General features: G+C 32.6%; 17 protein-coding genes. 3 read left to right on the plus strand and 14 right to left on the minus strand.

Going from position 1 to position 18,011, the window contains the following annotated elements:
- Nucleotides 1-47: 47 nt before the first annotated feature.
- The 11 genes from L1S47_RS12295 to L1S47_RS12345 form a co-directional block, all read right to left on the minus strand.
- Complete coding sequence (locus L1S47_RS12295) at nucleotides 48-2,096, minus strand: methyl-accepting chemotaxis protein (protein ID WP_238883827.1); 2,049 nt, start codon at nucleotides 2,094-2,096, stop codon at nucleotides 48-50.
- Nucleotides 2,097-2,281: 185 nt separating this feature from the next.
- A complete protein-coding gene (locus L1S47_RS12300; RefSeq protein ID WP_238883828.1) occupies nucleotides 2,282-3,142 on the minus strand; it encodes an aldo/keto reductase in 861 nt (286 codons plus the stop codon).
- 151 nt (nucleotides 3,143-3,293) lie between these two features.
- Nucleotides 3,294-3,635: a hydrogenase maturation nickel metallochaperone HypA gene (gene hypA, locus L1S47_RS12305; RefSeq protein ID WP_238883829.1), complete on the minus strand. Its 342-nt coding sequence runs from the start codon at nucleotides 3,633-3,635 to the stop codon at nucleotides 3,294-3,296.
- A gap of 18 nt (nucleotides 3,636-3,653) precedes the next feature.
- On the minus strand, nucleotides 3,654-6,350 hold the full coding sequence (locus tag L1S47_RS12310; RefSeq protein WP_238883830.1) for an FAD-dependent oxidoreductase: 2,697 nt from the start codon (nucleotides 6,348-6,350) through the stop codon (nucleotides 3,654-3,656).
- A 35-nt stretch (nucleotides 6,351-6,385) separates the two neighbouring features.
- Nucleotides 6,386-7,057 carry a hydrogenase nickel incorporation protein HypB gene (gene hypB / locus L1S47_RS12315; RefSeq protein ID WP_238883831.1) on the minus strand — a complete coding sequence of 224 codons (672 nt, stop codon included), beginning with the start codon at nucleotides 7,055-7,057 and terminating at the stop codon, nucleotides 6,386-6,388.
- A 26-nt stretch (nucleotides 7,058-7,083) separates the two neighbouring features.
- Entirely contained in the window at nucleotides 7,084-8,853 is a 1,770-nt protein-coding gene (locus tag L1S47_RS12320) for an oleate hydratase (protein ID WP_238883832.1), read from the minus strand.
- Nucleotides 8,854-8,994: 141 nt separating this feature from the next.
- On the minus strand, nucleotides 8,995-9,975 hold the full coding sequence (locus L1S47_RS12325) for a DUF5692 family protein (RefSeq protein ID WP_238883833.1): 981 nt from the start codon (nucleotides 9,973-9,975) through the stop codon (nucleotides 8,995-8,997).
- A 228-nt stretch (nucleotides 9,976-10,203) separates the two neighbouring features.
- Nucleotides 10,204-10,776, minus strand: a complete 573-nt coding sequence (locus L1S47_RS12330) for a TetR/AcrR family transcriptional regulator C-terminal domain-containing protein (protein ID WP_238883834.1) — start codon at nucleotides 10,774-10,776, stop codon at nucleotides 10,204-10,206.
- Nucleotides 10,777-11,004: 228 nt separating this feature from the next.
- The gene (locus tag L1S47_RS12335) at nucleotides 11,005-11,241 is read right to left on the minus strand and encodes a zinc ribbon domain-containing protein (protein ID WP_238883835.1); all 237 of its coding nucleotides are present in this window, start codon (nucleotides 11,239-11,241) and stop codon (nucleotides 11,005-11,007) included.
- 15 nt (nucleotides 11,242-11,256) lie between these two features.
- Nucleotides 11,257-11,844 carry a TetR/AcrR family transcriptional regulator gene (locus tag L1S47_RS12340; RefSeq protein WP_238883836.1) on the minus strand — a complete coding sequence of 196 codons (588 nt, stop codon included), beginning with the start codon at nucleotides 11,842-11,844 and terminating at the stop codon, nucleotides 11,257-11,259.
- A gap of 184 nt (nucleotides 11,845-12,028) precedes the next feature.
- On the minus strand, nucleotides 12,029-12,700 hold the full coding sequence (locus L1S47_RS12345) for a class I SAM-dependent methyltransferase (RefSeq protein WP_238883837.1): 672 nt from the start codon (nucleotides 12,698-12,700) through the stop codon (nucleotides 12,029-12,031).
- A gap of 151 nt (nucleotides 12,701-12,851) precedes the next feature.
- On the opposite strand from L1S47_RS12345, the gene L1S47_RS12350 reads away from it, so the two are divergent.
- The 3 genes from L1S47_RS12350 (at nucleotide 12,852) to L1S47_RS12360 (ending at nucleotide 15,430) form a co-directional block, all read left to right on the plus strand.
- Nucleotides 12,852-13,427, plus strand: coding sequence for a TetR/AcrR family transcriptional regulator C-terminal domain-containing protein (locus tag L1S47_RS12350; protein WP_238883838.1), 576 nt, complete (start codon nucleotides 12,852-12,854; stop codon nucleotides 13,425-13,427).
- Nucleotides 13,428-13,559: 132 nt separating this feature from the next.
- Entirely contained in the window at nucleotides 13,560-14,444 is an 885-nt protein-coding gene (locus L1S47_RS12355) for a DUF3344 domain-containing protein (RefSeq protein ID WP_238883839.1), read from the plus strand.
- A gap of 89 nt (nucleotides 14,445-14,533) precedes the next feature.
- Nucleotides 14,534-15,430 carry a DUF3344 domain-containing protein gene (locus L1S47_RS12360; RefSeq protein ID WP_238883840.1) on the plus strand — a complete coding sequence of 299 codons (897 nt, stop codon included), beginning with the start codon at nucleotides 14,534-14,536 and terminating at the stop codon, nucleotides 15,428-15,430.
- Between the two features lie 39 nt (nucleotides 15,431-15,469).
- Here L1S47_RS12360 and L1S47_RS12365 read toward each other — a convergent pair whose 3' ends face one another.
- The 3 genes from L1S47_RS12365 to L1S47_RS12375 all read right to left on the minus strand — a co-directional run bounded on the left by L1S47_RS12365 (nucleotide 15,470) and on the right by L1S47_RS12375 (nucleotide 17,921).
- Nucleotides 15,470-16,261, minus strand: coding sequence for a hypothetical protein (locus L1S47_RS12365; protein WP_238883841.1), 792 nt, complete (start codon nucleotides 16,259-16,261; stop codon nucleotides 15,470-15,472).
- A gap of 31 nt (nucleotides 16,262-16,292) precedes the next feature.
- On the minus strand, nucleotides 16,293-16,988 hold the full coding sequence (locus tag L1S47_RS12370) for a leucine-rich repeat protein (RefSeq protein ID WP_238883842.1): 696 nt from the start codon (nucleotides 16,986-16,988) through the stop codon (nucleotides 16,293-16,295).
- Between the two features lie 165 nt (nucleotides 16,989-17,153).
- Nucleotides 17,154-17,921 carry an SDR family NAD(P)-dependent oxidoreductase gene (locus tag L1S47_RS12375; RefSeq protein ID WP_202768653.1) on the minus strand — a complete coding sequence of 256 codons (768 nt, stop codon included), beginning with the start codon at nucleotides 17,919-17,921 and terminating at the stop codon, nucleotides 17,154-17,156.
- Nucleotides 17,922-18,011 lie beyond the last annotated feature (90 nt).

Below are 18,011 nucleotides of genomic sequence, written 5' to 3' on the forward strand. Positions count from 1 at the left end.
CGTATTGCTCTCCATCATGGATTGCAATACGTCATTTTTTATTAATATTAAACTTGGAATTTTTCTATTAAGTTTTCTAGTGTTTGTGCTAATCTATGAAGTTCATCTGCTTGTGTTTTTACATTTTGTATATCATTTAATTGGTTAGCAACACCTGCATTAACCTCTTCTGTTGCAGCTGCTGATTCTTCTGAAACAGCTGATATATTATGAATATTTGAAGTAAGTAGTTCGCTATTAGATAGCATCAATTCTATGTTTTTATTCATTGCTTCTATTTTTTCTACAATACTTTCAATTGACTTATTTAAACTTACAAAGTTTTGTTCTGTATAAGTAACTGCTGAGTTTTGATTTTCTACATCAGCTCTAATGTTATCCATATTTGCTGCTGCAACCTTAGTTGTTTCAATAACTCTAGTAATTATATTTCTTATGTTCTCTGCTGATGTACCTGATTGTTCTGCAAGTTGTCTAACTTCTTCTGCAACTACAGCAAAACCTCTTCCAGATTCTCCTGCTCTTGCAGCTTCTATCGCTGCATTTAATGCTAAAAGGTTAGTTTGCTCAGAAATCTCTAGTATTGTGCTTAGTATTTGACCTACATCTTCAGTTTCTTTTACTAAAACTCCAATACTCTTAGCTGTTTCTGAAACACCATTTATTGTGCTTTCATTTTTAGTTTTAAGTTCTTTGAAGGCAGCCATTGTTTTTTCACTGCTTGACTCCATCTCTTGGCTTTCTTTATTCATCTTACTATTGTATTCTTTTATAATAGTTAAGCTATTATTAAAATCATTTGCAATTCCTGCAGCCTTGTCTACTTCTGTAGCCTGCTCTTGTACGCCTCTTGCAATATCATCCATAACTCTAGATATTTCTTCTGAAGATGTTGAAACTTCATCTGCTTGTCTTGTTAGAGTTTCTGAAAATTTGAGTACATCATCAGCTGAATTCTTAACTGATAAAACTAAATTCTTAACACTATCAATCATGTTTGAGAATCTTCCACCTAGTTCTCCAAGCTCATCAGAACTTTTTATGTTAGTAATAACTGTTAAGTCACCTGATTCACCTTTTTTCATAGCTTCTTTTAATTGATTAATTGGACTAGTTAAGCTCTTAGATATTCTAAATCCAACCCAAAGTGCAGCTATTATAAATAGTACGAATAGTCCACCTGTTATTCGAATTGTAGAAAGAACTTTAGCGTATACTTCACTTGTATCTAGCATTCCAACAAGCTTCCAACCAGATTTATCATTACTTGTATAATAAATTAATTTATCTTTTCCAAGAATCTTTGTTTGATCAGCACCTGATTTACCTTCAATTACTGGTTTCATCCAGGATACTTCTGATTTATCCTTAAATGCATTCTCCATCTTTTGATCTTGTGTATCTGCATTAGTATTTACTCTATCAGGATTTAAATTTTTCTGTAATATGTCTTTATTCTTAGAGGCAATTACTACTCCCGTTTTATCCATAAGAAGTACTTCACCTGAGTTTTCAATTTGAGTCTTATTAACTAAATCTGCTATATTTGTGATATCAATATCTATTCCAGCAACCCCTATTGCTTTTCCAGATTCATCTACTATTTTCTTTGTAGCAGTTACTACCATCTTTCCAGTTGCTACATCCTTATACGCATCTTGCCAAAGTATCTTATCATTAGAGATTGTATCTTTATACCAAGACTTTACAGTAGGATTATACCCCTTTGGAAGCTCTGTCTCAGGAAATATGTACATGCTTTTATCTTCAGTTGCAATATAAGCATTTAATATCTTAGGATTACTTTTTATTATTCCATTAAGCTCTTTTTTTACTATAGCTGCATTAGGATTAGCTAATGAATTTTTTGATATAGAATTTTCTGTAATCTGAGCTAATGATGCTTCATACCCATTATAAGACTCATCTACTACTTTATTTAATCCAGTTATAGACTTCTCTATAGAACTAGAATAAGAAGATTCAAGACTTTTTGTCAGCACGACATTAGAAATGATGCCTGTAGTACACATAGGTACTAAGATAACTAAGATAAATGTCAATATAAGTTTGTTCTTAATAGTTTTGATTTTCATATGTTCTCCCTCCAAGATTTAATTTTCCGCCACTTATATTATCGGTAAGTTTTTAGTAATCTAGAGGAATATTTAGTGTCAAGTGTAAGCTATGGCTGTATTTTACAGAAATTCTTAGCGTAAAGGTTTTTTTCTATTCATAATAACCTTTAATGACTAAAAATCATTTCACATAATTCGAATTATTATTTGTCAAATATTTTTATAAAACTTTTAAAAAGCCAATTCTTCTTTGGGTTTGTTTGTTTTATATCTAGGTTTAATTTACTTATTGCATCCATTTCACCATTAGTTAATTCAAAATCAAGTAAGCTAAAATCTTCTTTTATTCTTTCTGTAGTTTGTAGATCTAAAATCACTATACTTCCACGCTCTAAATGCCATTTTAAAATCACTTCAGTAGCATTTTTGCCATATTTATTTGATATTAATTTTAGTATTGGATTTTCAAGTAAGCTTTCACTTTCTTCTCCTAATGGATTCAATGCTTCATGTAATATTTTATGTTCAATATGATAATTGTATAATTCGCTTTGAGGTAATTTAGGATGTGTTTCTATTTGATTTAACATAGGTGAAATCTTTGAGTTCTCTATTAATTCTTCTAATTCTTTAATCTCAAAATTAGAGACACCAATGACTTTAATTTTCCCTTCTGAATATAACTCTTCTAAAGCCTTCCATGCCTCTATATAATTAGTAGCCTCAGATTGCAATAAACACATATCTATATAATCTAAATTCAGGTCTTTACATACTTTTATAAATGCTTGATTTATATCTTCATACCTATTGTCCCAATTACAAACTTTTGAGGATATAAAGAATTCTTCTCGTGGTATACTGCTTTTTTGAATGATTTCTCCAAAATTTATTTTACTTGCGTATTCTTCTGAAATATCAAAATGACGATATCCAGCCCTTATAGCTTTACTAACCACACCTTCAATATCTTCTTCCTCACCTAAATTATGTACACCAAAGCCTAACTTAGGAACCCTAATCCCATTTACTGCTTTTACTTCTCTATTTTCTAAATCATCCATCTTTATATCTCCTTAGATATTTAACTTAATCATTCTTTTAATCCATAATATCAATGTCTAAGCCTCTTATCAATAATTAAAAGTAACCCAATATGGATATTTAATAAAGATAAAAGCACTACTCCTTTATGGATTAGTGCTTTCAAACCTTTTAACATGCAACAATTTCTTTAATCATAAATTCTCTGCCGCTTAATATTTCCCATTCCCTACTTTCGCAGTGTGGGCATTTATTGTTATTTTCTATAAGATTAAAAACCTTATTACACTTTTTACACATAGCATTGCCTGGCAATACTTCAATTTTCAGTTTGGTATCCTTAAGCAAAGTCCCATCCACTGCAGCTGGAAAGCAAGCTTCTATATATCTAGGTATCATTGAGGATAACTCACCAATTTGCAAAACTAAGGTTTCAATTTTAGATATAGAATTTTTCTTAGCGAAGTTTTCTACTGTTTTTACAACTTCCATCATAACTCCAATTTCATGCAATGGACTCACCTCTCAATATTAAACCTCTTGCTTTTTCTTTGGGATAATTGCTTTAAATGATTTTCTTACCTTTTTTGCTGCAATTCTTCCCTGACGCTTTAATACGTGTTTAATTACAGTAGATTTCATATCTTTAAACTCTACCCCAGCGCTATTATATTTTCTTACTAACTTAATAGCGTCGAACTTACATTTAATAGTACACATTCCACAACCTACGCATTGATATTGATCTACAACTGTAGCACCACAGCCTAGACAACGCTCAGTTTCCTTCTTCACCTGCTCTTCTGTAAATGTAGAACGTAGGTCTTTAAAGGTTAATTTTGACTTACTTCCATCCACATGAACTGCCCTTTGTCTTGGAAGTCTATCATAACCATCCTTATCTAGATTTTCTCTATCAAAAGCACGATATTCTCTCTCACGTCCTAACTCTAGATTATCTCCATGAAGATAACGATGGATAGAGGTTGCACCTTGCTTGCCTAATGCAATGGCATCTATCGCAAACTTAGGTCCTGTTACTACATCTCCCCCTGCAAATATATCCCGCTCCTCAGTTTGAGAAGAAAGAGGTTGAACCTTTATGGTTTTATTTGGATTTAATACTACTTTAGTATTTTTTAATAGGCTTCCTAAATCAATCCCTTGTCCTACTGAAATCAAGACATTATTTGCTTTAACTACTTTAGTTGTCTTTTCGTCAAACTTAGGATTAAACCTTTTATTCTCATCAAAAACAGAAATACATTTTTTAAATTCTACCCCGATAACTTTGCCATCTTCATGAAGAATTGCTTTTGGACCCCAGGAATTATTGATATTGATTCCTTCAGCTAATGCTTCATCTATTTCTTCTTCGAGGGCTGGCATCTCTTCTCTACTTTCTAAGCAAAACATTTCTATATTTGAGGCTCCCACTCTTTCAGCAGTTCTTGCCACATCAATAGCAACATTTCCGCCTCCAATTATGATAGCTGCTCCTTCTAGTTTTGTATCTTCCCCTAGATTTACTTTTCTTAAGAAATCCACACCAGTTATAACCCCTTCAGCTTCTTCCCCGTCTAAGCCTAGGTTTCTACCAGCTTGAGCTCCAATAGCTACATAAAATGCTTTATACCCACTATTTCTAAGTTCCTGAAGCGTAACATCTTTTCCCACTTCAACTCCAGTTTTAAATTCTACCCCTAGTTCTTTTAAAACTTCAATCTCTGAATTTACTATTTCCTTTTCTAATCTAAAGGCTGGAATTCCAAGTGTTAACATACCACCAAGTACTTTTTGCTTTTCAAAAACCGTAATCTTATACCCTTCAACTGCTAAGAAATACGCACATGATAGTCCAGCTGGTCCCCCACCAATAATAGCTATTTTTTCTGCTCTGTCCCCTCTTTTTTCAGGTACATATCGGTATTCTCCCTTTAAATCTTGATCTGCTATAAACTTCTTAATTTCATCAATAGCAAGTGGTTCATCCAAGCCTGATCTTGTACATGCAGACTCACATTTTCTTGGACATATACGACCACAAACTGCTGGGAATGGATTTTCCTTCTTAATAAGCTCTAATGCTTCTCTATATCTTCCTTGAGACGCCATTTTAATATATCCTTGTACAGCTATATGTGCCGGACACTCTGATTTACAAGGACTTGTGCCTCTGTCCCCAACAACTTTTCTATGACGATAATCTAAATCCCATTTATCCTTTCCCCAAGGAGTATCATATGGGGTGTCCTTTTCTGCAGGTTCTACAGGTTTTTCTTTAGTACATAAGCTTAACCCTAAAGTTAAGGCATTTGATGGGCAATTTTCAACACATTCTCCACAAGCAACACACTTATCTTGATCTATTTGGGAAACATAATTTGACCTTGACCAATCAGGATTTTTATATAGGTTAGCATTTCTTAAACCAAAACAAGAACATCCGCAGCAATTACATATAGCAAGAGCATTTCCTGGTCCTGATAAATTAGGTATTTGATGCATTAACCCTTCTTTTTCAGCCTTCTCACAAATAGCTATTGCCTCTTCCCTTGTAATACTTCTGCCTTTTCCTGTACGAATATAGTATTCAGCCGCTGGGCCAAGACGAATGCATATATCTTCAACTGTGTGACCGCAGCCTTCCCCTTTTACTCTCATGGATACACGACAAGCACAATCTGTAACAGCAAAAACCTCATTTTTATTAAGTAGATATGAGATTTCCTCATAAGAAGCTCTTCTGGTATCTCCATCTATAGCACTTTCTATTGGAATAACTCTCATTACCCCCAGGCCAATTGGAATATTTCCTGCCATTATAATACCTAATTTTCTTGTATACTCTTCAAAACATTCTGCTATAACTGGATACTTCTCCACGTTCTCCTTATTGTCAATCATGTATTCCATAACACCGGGTACATATAGCTCAAGACAGTATTTATCTACTCCATCTTCCTCATCTAGTTTAATTGAGCCATCCACTGCCATTTTATATAAGATCTTTTCTACTTCATCCTCAGGCTTTTTGCAGAGCTTCGCAACTTCCTTTACGGTCATAGGTTTACGAATTTCTAGATGAAGTGCTACTTCTGCCTCTTCATCTGAGGTAACAGGCTCTAAAATTCTATATTCTGGATCCGTTGGCTTTACCTTTATTATCCCGCCAGTAATCCCAGCTGCAATTTTATTTGCCAGTTGAAGTACTTTTTGCTTGACCATATTTATTTCCTCCCAACTAAAATATCATTAAGATGCTATTTTACGTTCCAACTTGTAACTTCAGTACGTATCCAATCTACCCACTCATTAATACCTTCTCCTGTTTTTGCAGAGATTGGAATAACCTTAATGTTAGGATTTAACTTTTTAACACGTTCTTTTACTGCCTCTATATCAAAGTCAAAATAATCTATTGCATCAATCTTATTAATTAATAAAACATCAACAATGGAGAACATTAAAGGATATTTTAAAGGCTTGTCATCTCCCTCTGGTACACTTAAAATCATTGCATTTTTTGATGAACCAGTATCAAATTCTGCTGGACATACCAAATTCCCCACATTTTCTAAAATTGCTAGTTCTATATCCTCTGTCCCTAGCCCTAATAGTCCTTGCTTTGTCATGTCAGCATCAAGATGGCACATTCCACCTGTGTGGAGTTGTATTACTTTTGCTCCAGTCTTAGAAACAGTATTGGCATCAACATCTGAGTCAATGTCAGCTTCTAGGACACCAATTTTCATTTCATCTTTAAGCGCCTCAATTGTTCTTAAAACAGTTGTGGTTTTACCTGAACCTGGTGACGACATCAAATTAAGTAAAAATGTTTTGTCATTTTTGAGTTCTTCCCTAAGCAAGTCTGCTTGCCTATCGTTGTCTTCGAAAACACTTCGCTTTATCTCAATAACTTTATATTCATCCATATAAGTTCCCCTTCCCTATATCATCGTTAGATTACATTATATCTCTTTAATACTTCTTCAATGACTGTTCCTGAAATCTTCTTTAATACTCTTTTCTTAACAAAGCTTAGTGGGAATGGTAATTTCATATCAATTGGCTTTTTACCATCCATCATCTTAACTGTAGAATCCAGTAAAACTCTAATATCATAAACGGAACCAAATACTTCAGGTACTCCACGATCTATGTCTAGTAGTGTATAAACTGCTTCCATAGCTGTTCTAACTGAGTACTCTGTTGTAAATACTGTATCCCTTACTGTATCTGAAAACTGACCTAGGAAGGCAAAGTTTTCACATCCAGTAGGTACAACCTTAGGTCTGTCCCCTTCTCTTCTTGGCATAAAGAATGCAGTAATATATGGCATCATACAAGGTATGCTGTTAGCAGATTTTGTAGCTAGTTCATGAATCTCTGATTCTGGCACTCCCATATGATAAAGCCATTCTTCTGTAATTTCTATACCTGTACACTCTTTCATTGGCTTCTTGATATAGTTCCCTGGAACTTCTGAGAATAAACCATATACCCAAACTACAAGCTGGTCTTTTGGTTGTTCTTTAAAGTGAGGTTGTCTATTCAATGTATAGCTTAAAAGCCAATTTGAGTCTTTTACTGTTATAATTCCACCAGTTACAACTTTTCCACTAAATGGGTCACGTTTGCAAATCTTCTCTATATATGGAGGGATTCTATCATCAAGAGTTGTAATTGTAGCAGATTCCCAATAAGTTTCTTTTGTATTGGTACAGAATTTATCTGGTCTACCAAAGGATGGATCTTGCTTCGCGATGTTTCTCCAAAGCTCCCAGCATCCGCCTGTAGAATCGTTAAAAACTGGTGCATGATTTTGGTCACCAAGAGTAGAATTTTCTGTACAACTTCCATTGGTAACAAAGACTAAATCATTTTTAGTAAGTTCAATGTTTTCTTCTTTTCCATCATGCTTACAAACAATTTTTTTAGCAAGTTTTTTACCATTTTGAATATCAAAAACAACATTTGTTACCATGGTATTATATTGAAACTTAACCCCATGGGATTCAAGGTATTTTACCATGGGAAGAATTAATGATTCATATTGATTATACTTTGTAAATTTCAAAGCAGATAAATCTGGTAACCCTTCGATGTGATGGATAAATCTTTGAAGGTATAACTTCATTTCGAGTGCACTATGCCAATCTCTAAATGCAAACATAGTTCTCCAATAAAGCCAAAAGTTAGAATTAATTAATTCATCTGAAAACACATCACAAATTCTCTTATCATATAAATCTTCATCACGAGTCATAAATAGTTTTACTAGTTCCATTGAAGCTTTATCACTAAGTCCAAATTTTCCATCTGTATGAGCATCTTCACCTCTATTTATGGTTGCCCTCATTAGTGAATAATTTGGATCTTTTTTATTTAGCCAATAAAACTCATCTAAAACTGAAACTCCTTCTGTCTCGATAGAAGGAATAGAACGGAACAAATCCCACAAACATTCAAAATGATTTTCCATTTCACGCCCACCGCGGATTATAAATCCCTTTTGAATGTCATTAATGCCATCGCAAGCTCCTCCAGGGAGATTAAGTTCTTCCAAAATATGAATATTCTCACCCTTCATTTGTCCATCACGTACTAAAAAGCATGCAGCTGCTAATGATGCTAAACCTGCTCCAACTAAATATGCTGATTTTTTATCCACATCCACTGGTTTTAAAGGTCTGGCAAACGCTTCATAATTTCCATTACTATAATACATTTAAAGTACCTCCATCTTTTAACTTTATAACCAAATTGTAGTTAATTATTTCACACATAACAATAGACAAAATGCTCAATCTGTCTAATTTAAAAGTTTAAATTCCATAAACTTAAAAAACTCTATTAGCCTTGAAGGTGTCTATTCTGCAAGTGCTCCTATTTCCTTGTGTTCTCTCAAATCGGTATAAAGTTCTCCAAGGTAAGGATTTCTTTTTGTCTTAGATACTTTATAAATCATATAAAGGAATACTAGTATATTGGCAGCTAATGCTGCAAAACTAAATGCAAAAAGTGGTGTTTTATTATAGGATGATGAAACAGCAAAAGCTCCTTTATCAATAAATGCTGGGAATGTCTGAGCAAACATACACCATATTGCTAAAGTTTGTGCACGGTGCTGAAGCCATGCTCCTTTTCCCACTGTAAATGCACAAAGAGTTGGTGCTAGAAGTAATGCAAAACCACAGTACCAAGAATGGCCTGGTAAACAGTTATAAGTATAAGCAAAATTCCATAAGTCATATGCTATTATCCAAAACCACAACATATCTGGCCATAGCATATCTTTGCTGCAATCTTTAGCTGTTTGTTTTTTTATACAAATTCCAAGCCAACCAGTTATGGTTATAATGTTTAAAATACCTGCTATACCATTCATAAAATTCCAAGAACCACCAAGTACATACATGGCTTCATCTTTTAAAATTCCTCCACCTGCATAATTAAGTCCAACTTCGAAATCACGGAAAACTGCCTCCATGATATTTATAGCTAGAATAAGTGGTGGAAAGCATAATGCCCATTTCTTATCAGCTAATCTCCACACCCTTCCAGTACGTTTACTTGTCCATTTTACATGCCTAATACACCAGAAACCTATACATCCTGCTGTAGACGAATACACCTTAGCTAAATGGAACCAGTCAGTATAAGTGGTGTCTTTTAATACTGTAAACCATAATATTGAAAGTGTAATTGGTAAAATAACAAAACTGAAAAATCCAACATACTTCCATCTTCTGGCTACTTCATTAAATCCAAAGAGTGCGATAAATACTATTATCCAAACACCCCACACACTGATTGCTGATGCACCATCAGAGTAGTTGAAAACAAACATAATATAACCTCCTTAATATAAACAATTAATGTTCTATAGGGTTCCTTTACTTAAACCTTATTTAAACTTGTTGATTTTTATGAAGTTTAATTATAAATCCTCTAGTCTAAATTAGTATTTTAAGCTGGTTCTCCCATTAACTTTATTTTACATTTTTTCACAAACAAGGTTCAATAGACAAATAAAAGAAAGTGTCCAATTTTGAACACTTTCCTAATTTAGAGAATATTATCTTATTTCTTCTTTTACAAAAGCACTAACAGAGCGAGGAATGCTTCCTGTTATCATAACCAAAAGCTTTTTTAGGATAATTTCTGGTTCTTCCTCCATCCCCTCATTTACCCAGTCTGTCATTAATCCATTAAACACATGTCTATAAAAATTAACTATGAAACTTCGATCTTTATCATTTAATTTTACTCCCATTTTTTTAACACATTCTTCAACCACATCATCTAGTAATCTATTTGATAGACTTATAAAGAAGGTATTTGCTTCAGTCAAATAAGAAGAATTATATACATGAAGAATCATTTTTGAATTTTTCTTCAGATAATTCATTGTAGCTAAGAATCCACCACTCCAGGTTTCAAAAGTTCTGTTTTGAGCGATGTCCATTGATAGTTCCTTAAAAAATATGTATTTGAAAATGTCCATAATATCTGTAAAATGATTATAAAAAGTCTGTCTGTTTACATTGCAGTGTTCACAAATTTCCTTTACTGTAATCTTGTCTATAGATTTCTTATTTAATAATTCTTTAAATGATTCAATTATTGCAGCTTTAGCCTTCTGTTTCATAACTTCTCCTTTAATCCAAAAGTATTAATTTACTAATAAAAATTTGAACCTCATGGTGCCAGCCACATAAGAAGTCTCTTTCAGAAAACGTTATCTGTTAAAATTATAACATTAATTGAATATTAATTAAATGGCAACTTTTCTATTCTTTTACATCAACTAATCTGTAAAAGCATTCCCAACTAAAAAGGAAGTGTACAAATCTGCACACTTCCCTCAAAAGTAATTTTATTTCTTCCAAGCTGGAAGTTTTTCTAACATTCCTTTTGCTGCACTTTTTGCTGCTTCTTCCTCTAACCCTTGAGTTTTAATAATAAATCCAGTCATAGATTCAAGCTTTTCCTCATAAGATTGCATTGTTCCATCTGGTCTTGCACAATAAACGCAATAATCCTTACTTTCATCCCCCATTGCAAATTCACTTTGAGTTTTCATTGGCATTCCACAAGCTATACATGTTTTCATTTTATTTTCTCCTTTCTATTTGTTTAATAAATTTAAAAAGTGATCAATTAATCTCTTTCCGTGCGCATCAAAAAGAGTGCCCTCTTTTGTATATAAATCACTATTTATTAAATAATGATGTACTAAACCTATCCAAGTATTAAAAATTAAATCAAGAGGTATTTCTCGTATTTTGCATTCCTTTATATCTCTTTCAGCAACTTGAATTATGTGAAAAGATATTGCTGATTGAATCATAATTATTGAATTACGAGAACTTTCATTTAGTAAACGACTTTCCAAAATCAATCTAGTATAAAAAGTTTCATATTCACTAATACCCCTTAAGTGAGCTTCAAGGACATCTCTCATCTCACAATCACTACTTACAAGTTCATGAAGCCTGGTTGTAATACGTCTACCAAACTCCTCAATAACCTCATCCAAAAGAATTTCTCTTGTTTTAAAATGAGAAAAAATTGTACCATGTGATACATTTGCAGCACTTGCAATATCGGCTGTACGAGCTAAAGTCAGTCCATCCTTTGCAAATTGCTTTAAAGCTATCTCAATAATATGATTTCTAGTTTTAAGTTTCTGATCTTGTCTTTGTGTTCCTGCCATATAATTCCCCTCTATTTCATTGAGTGTTTACTCATTGAGTATGTACTCATTTTATCATATATACCAAAGGTTGTCAACCATATAATTCCACTACTATTATTTCAACCTCAAAATAATATAAAAAATAGAGTTATACTTAATTAACAACTAAGTATAACTCTTCTCACATTAAATAGGTTTTCATTTATTTATATAGATAAACATATAAACAGATGCCTTCTTGTTTTATCTCATATCTATTAAAAGGTGTTTCTTTTAAAAACCTCTCAAAATCTTCTTTAGTGTATGCTCCTTGTTTCAAGAAAGTTTTAAAGGAAAATTTCACAAAATACTTGTCAAACCCCTTCATTCCTGATCTTACTACTTCATTATTTATGTCTTCAGCAGTAGCCTTATAATTCATGTCAATTATTAAAGATGTTCCACCTTCTTTAAGAACTCTATACATTTCATTTAGTGATTTTACGGGATCTTTAAAATTTTTAAATGCAGCACTGCATACTATAAAATCGAAAGAATTATCTTCACAAGGGAGGTTTGAGGCATTGCCTTCTTTAAAATTAACGGAAACATTTGCTTCCTTGGCATTATTTTTTTCAATCTCCACAAAATCGGAACTTATCTCCACTCCTGTTAAATTGAACCCCTTCTTAGCAAGTTCAATTGACAAATAGCCTGGGCCAGGTGCTACTTCTAATATATTTGCATTTTTATTAACATGAGAAGCAACTTCATCAGCATATCTTTTCATTTCTGCAATTCTACTTTTGCGAGAATTCTTATCATACCATTTTGCTGTTAAACCATAAATACCAATATCCTTACTTTTTCTCATATTTTTCATATCTTTAATCATAATTAACCTTCTCCTTATAAAACATATTGATTTTATTAAAATTATTACCTATAATTATAAGCACCTAACACAGTTAGGTATCTAACACCGTTAGTGTATCATCTAACAGTGTTAGTGTCAATATTTTTTATAAATTTTTTGGAGTGATTTTATGGCTATAACAAAAGAATCAATTATAAAAGCATCACTTGATATACTAAATCGTGATGGAATAAACAATTTATCAATGCGGGCTTTAGCTAAAGAATTAGATATCAAAGCTGCCTCATTATATTGGCATATCAAAGATAAACAAGATTTATATGATTTGATTGCAGAACACATTAACAAAGAAATAGTATTACCTATAAACTTAGAGGATCCAAAAGAAACCTTGATAGCTCTTTCTTTAGAAATACGTAGAGTTTTATTAAACACTAGAGATGCTGTAGAAGTTTTAGCATCATCTTTTCCACGTACTCCAAGCAGAATAGAAGGTATAAAATTTATTTTAGCTACCTTAACTAGCTACGGAGTTTCTAATAAAAATTGTCTAACTGCTGCTAATATTTTAAATAATTATGTTTTATCCTTTGTAGCTGATGAAATTCGCGGAAAAGATATTTCACCTGATGCTGCTAAACAGTTTGGATTAATTTTTGGAGAACAATATGAAATGAGTATAGACTTTAAGGCACAATTTTTATATGGATTAGAAGTTATATTATCAGGGCTACTTGCTGATTAAGAAGAAAGATTCTACTGAAGATAGAGAAATTGATTTTTGAGATAAATTTAAGTTCTTAAATATAGATATCCAGAAATAACATCTCTGAATATTTTATACTATTAAATATAATAGTTATTCGAGGTAATTTTAATGGATGTTAAAAATATACAATCACCTACTTTTACAGCATTATCTGATGGAAAACAAATTAAATATGCTTTAAATCAGAATCAAAGTGATGTCTCTGTAATGGGCATAGCCCCAAATCCAATTCCATTAACTGAATTCTACAACATAACTTTATATGGTGATTATGTGGCTAATGGTATTGGTTTGGCTATCAATGGAGCAGGCACTATAAACATATCCCTTCCTAATGGATCAACTATTGTTGCTGCTTTTCTTTTTTGGGATGTATCTAAATCCATAGGTACGCTTCCAGTATTACCAAGTGGTATACTAAATGGTAACCCTATAACTGGAACTTTAATTGGTTCAACTGGTTTTGCTTCTGATGTTGATGGATTTTATGCAGATGTAACCAACTTAGTAAAGATTGGGGATAATGAACTTTCTGGCTTTCCAAGAATTCCAGGAAGATATCAAACTGATGGTGCCTCTTTAGTGGTTATTTATTATAATTATGTCCTTCCTTATAAAACAATAGTATTAAATAAAGGTATATTTTACTTTTTTAGAGAAACAGCTTACACTACCATTAATAATTTTAAAGCTGCAAATTCGCCAATAATAGCTAAAACAACATATATGGTCGGTCAGACTACTAATGGCAATGACGCTGCTTATTTTAATGGATCAACGATTGCAACTAATGTTTTTAATTTCTCATCAGGTTTTTTCTGGAGTAATGTAACTTTGGATGTAAGTAACCAAGTTAATCCTGGGGATACAACTGCTATAGCAGGAATACTAAATGCTCAAAACAACATTCTCATATGGGTAGCTCAAGCATTTTCTGTGAATGCAGCTATTCAACCATCTACTGAAGTTAGAGGTATTGATTTTTACAAATAAAAATTTTAAATCACTTAAATATATAACCGTAAGTAACCTAACTGAATATCTTATACTATTAAAGATAATACTTTTTCGAGGTAATTTTAATGGAAACCAAAAAAACTGAAAGTCATCCTTTTCTAAAACCATCCGATGGTGTATCAATTAATTACAATATAGATCAAAATCAAAATAATCTATATGACATATTATATGCGCCATCTCCGGTTCCATTAACTGAATTTTACAACAGAACTTTGTATGGAGATTATGAAGCGGTAGGTGTAGGTCTTACAGCTACTGGATCTGCTACAGTAAATATAACCTTACCTCCGGGATCATCTATTGTAGCAGCTTTTCTATTTTGGGATGTTATAAGATTTGCTTCTTATGTAGGTCCAATATTACCAGATGGTAAATTAAATAACATAAATATAACTGGAACTTTAATTAGTACCATAGATTTTGGAGGAGATTATATTGATGGATTTTATGCGGATGTTTCATCTATTGCAAAAGATGGCTTAAATACACTAGAGGGATTCCCTCGAGGTGGATATTATGTACTTCAAACTGATGGTGCTTCTCTAGTAGTTGTATATTCTAATTTTGACAAACCTTTTAAGACTGTCGTAATAAATAAAGGTTTAGTTGCATTTTATGATGATACCATTAACACTACCTTTCAGGATTTCATTGTAGGCAATTCACCTATAACTGCCAAAACAACATATATAGTTGGACAAACTTCTAATGGAAGAGATAATGCTTATTTTAATGACACTTTGGTTGGAACAAATGTGTTTAACAATTCCTCTGGCCCCCTGTGGAGCAATGTAACAGTAGATGTAAGCAATCTTGTAAATTCAGGTGATACTTCTGCTACAGCAGAAGTACATGTTCCACTAAGTGGTATTCTCATTTGGGTAGCACAAGCTTTTTCTGTAAATACTCCTTCTCCAAAACCAGCTACTGAAGTTAGAGGTATTGATTTTTGCAAATAAAAAAAGATACATATAAAATGTATCTTTTATTTATTATGCTTAAGAATTTATATCAACGCACTCTTTTCTTATCACTCTAACTTTAATTTTTATACACATTTTTTCTCTTAATCTTGCGTATTGAGTTAGTGGTGGATCAAAAGGTTTAAAACTTGTAGTAGCCACTGGTACTGGTACTATAATCTTCATAGTTTGTGGTGGCGCATCAGGATCTAGTGGATTTGGAGGCAATGGTATCTCCACTTCTTGATAAGTCACTGAAGTTGATGAATGTTGGTTTTGAATTGGCTCTGGATTTAATAATTCATCATGTGTTCCTACTATTTCTGCGCATACTACTTCTACAGTGTCTGTTTCTCTTAATTTTTCTCCAAATGGAAGATCTAATTTTACAAATCCACCAAAGTCGATTACCTTTGTCATGTGATGAAGTGGTCCATAAACTGTTGGATATCCAGCTGCATCTTCAATTCCTACACCTACCATTTCAATTGGACTTGCTGGTGGGGTTGGAGGTATAGGATTATCTCCTGGGAAAGGTGTTGGTGGAATAGGAGTATTTTCCTTTGGAACTTGAGCTGCAATTTTATAAGATATATTTTTTGTTATCCACGCATTAAACATAATAGCACAATCTCTTGTAGGATATGCCTTAACTTCAACGCTTTCATCAATATTTTGTATCTTAAATAGTCTTGAAGCTACATTAGGAAGAAGCCCGTTAGTTCCTATTTGTGGTGGTAATGCATCAAAATCAAATACTACTTCTTTAAAAAATAGTTCTTCCTTCTCTGCAATAATGACATTAGTCTCTATTGTTTTTCTAACCATATCTTTTACTCCTTTGTTTAGTAAATTTTACTTACTTATCTATATCATCGAAATTTTTAACATCATAATTTTCATCTTCACCATTATTAACATTAGAGTTGGTGATATTTAGAAAATAGAAATTATAAGCTATCGAAACATCTTTACTATCTACTACTGTTGTGACTACAGTATTAACTAAACCCTCTTGATTTGGTGTTTCTTCTGGTGAAGGCATATCTGTTGCCTGAATTTTATCCTTATATACACTCCAGCTTGGATCATTTTTGTAAACATCAACCATTCCTACAGGGACGTATATTGCCAATTCTTTAGGTGTATTCAAGAAAACATTCTTGCCTAGGGTTGGTACTCTATTTCCAAAAATATAAACTTTTCTAAGACTTATACAATCTTTCATTGCTTCATCTGAGATATTCATTATTGATTCTGGTATAGTTATACTCTCTATTTTTTGATTCTTTACCACCCTATTTTCACTATTACTAAATGCATTTCTGCCTATTGAAACTACAGGTTTATTACTATATTCACTAGGAATTACTAAATCTTTAGGCAATTCAGTATCAGCTTTTGCAAATATTGAATAGCTACCATCACTCCTTACCTGAAAGACGAAATATTGATCTCCTGTGGCAGCTGAAACCTCAATGTTTTTTTGTACATATTTGCCCTTACTTATATTATCTTCGATCAATTTCATTAGTTTTCGGCTAAAGTCTTCCATAATATTTCTCCTTTGAATACTTATTTTTCTTCTGTCCGTACAATACATCATATTCCCCTGCTACATAATATGTTACGGCCAGTGTACTTAAGCCCATAAAAAAAGAAAAGAAATGCTAACCCTCTAATTGGGTTAGCACCTCTTTTCTTTTACATATTTATTATTCTACACTATTGATAATCCGCCATCTACTACAATATGCTGACCTGTTACATAGCTTGATGCATCAGAAGAGAAATAAAGTATGGTTCCATTTAATTCTCCTCGTTTAGCTGGTCTATTTGCTGGGCAAAGCATATTATATTTTGTTAAGAACTCTTTGGATTTAAATAAAGTATTTTCTGTCATTTCAGATTCAAATAATCCTGGACATACAGAATTAACAGTAATTCCAAATTGAGAATAAGATGCTGCCATTCCTCTTGAAAGCCCTATTACTGCTGCTTTAGATGCATTATAAGAATGTCTTATAAATATATCATTTTTATCAGCAAGTATTGCATTAATAGAGCTAATATTAATTACCTTACCATAGTTTTGCCTTTTCATAATTGGAATTACATATTTACTAACTAGGTAAATTCCCTTAACATTAGTATCCATGCTTCTATTCCAATCCTCTTCGCTTAGGGTGTCAACTCCACCACGAACTGCTATTCCAGCGTTATTAAGTAAGATATCTATTCTGCCAAATTCAATAACCGCAGTTTCTATTGCTGCTTTAACTTCATCTTCCTTAGTTACATCACACTTAATTGAGATTGCTTTAACTCCTAAAGCTTTTATTTCCTTTTCAAGCTCTTCAAGTTTTTCTATTCTCCTCGCTAAAAGACATAGGTTAGCACCTTCCTTTGCATAAGCTAAGGCTGCATCTTTTCCGAGTCCACTTGAGGCTCCAGTAACTACAGCTATTTTACCCTTTAATTCAAACATATCTATACCTCCGTAAAGTTATTTCAAATTTTTGTGAACTATATATTATATATATTCCCTTTCCAAAATATAAATATTATTCTATTAATT

The organism is Clostridium sp. YIM B02551 (assembly GCF_022324735.1).
Taxonomy (GTDB): Bacteria; Bacillota; Clostridia; order Clostridiales; family Clostridiaceae; genus Clostridium_T; species Clostridium_T paridis.

Excerpts from the sequence above, each read along its gene's own strand:
- L1S47_RS12375 (WP_202768653.1), bottom strand. The coding sequence starts at position 17,921 with ATGTTTGAATTAAAGGGTAAAATAGCTGTAGTTACTGGAGCCTCAAGT.
- L1S47_RS12295 (WP_238883827.1), bottom strand. The coding sequence starts at position 2,096 with ATGAAAATCAAAACTATTAAGAACAAACTTATATTGACATTTATCTTA.
- L1S47_RS12300 (WP_238883828.1), bottom strand. The coding sequence starts at position 3,142 with ATGGATGATTTAGAAAATAGAGAAGTAAAAGCAGTAAATGGGATTAGG.
- hypB (WP_238883831.1), bottom strand. The coding sequence starts at position 7,057 with ATGGATGAATATAAAGTTATTGAGATAAAGCGAAGTGTTTTCGAAGAC.
- L1S47_RS12330 (WP_238883834.1), bottom strand. The coding sequence starts at position 10,776 with ATGAAACAGAAGGCTAAAGCTGCAATAATTGAATCATTTAAAGAATTA.
- L1S47_RS12360 (WP_238883840.1), top strand. The coding sequence starts at position 14,534 with ATGGAAACCAAAAAAACTGAAAGTCATCCTTTTCTAAAACCATCCGAT.
- L1S47_RS12320 (WP_238883832.1), bottom strand. The coding sequence starts at position 8,853 with ATGTATTATAGTAATGGAAATTATGAAGCGTTTGCCAGACCTTTAAAA.
- L1S47_RS12325 (WP_238883833.1), bottom strand. The coding sequence starts at position 9,975 with ATGTTTGTTTTCAACTACTCTGATGGTGCATCAGCAATCAGTGTGTGG.
- L1S47_RS12335 (WP_238883835.1), bottom strand. The coding sequence starts at position 11,241 with ATGAAAACATGTATAGCTTGTGGAATGCCAATGAAAACTCAAAGTGAA.
- L1S47_RS12370 (WP_238883842.1), bottom strand. The coding sequence starts at position 16,988 with ATGGAAGACTTTAGCCGAAAACTAATGAAATTGATCGAAGATAATATA.
- L1S47_RS12365 (WP_238883841.1), bottom strand. The coding sequence starts at position 16,261 with ATGGTTAGAAAAACAATAGAGACTAATGTCATTATTGCAGAGAAGGAA.
- L1S47_RS12345 (WP_238883837.1), bottom strand. The coding sequence starts at position 12,700 with ATGATTAAAGATATGAAAAATATGAGAAAAAGTAAGGATATTGGTATT.
- L1S47_RS12340 (WP_238883836.1), bottom strand. The coding sequence starts at position 11,844 with ATGGCAGGAACACAAAGACAAGATCAGAAACTTAAAACTAGAAATCAT.
- L1S47_RS12350 (WP_238883838.1), top strand. The coding sequence starts at position 12,852 with ATGGCTATAACAAAAGAATCAATTATAAAAGCATCACTTGATATACTA.
- L1S47_RS12355 (WP_238883839.1), top strand. The coding sequence starts at position 13,560 with ATGGATGTTAAAAATATACAATCACCTACTTTTACAGCATTATCTGAT.
- L1S47_RS12310 (WP_238883830.1), bottom strand. The coding sequence starts at position 6,350 with ATGGTCAAGCAAAAAGTACTTCAACTGGCAAATAAAATTGCAGCTGGG.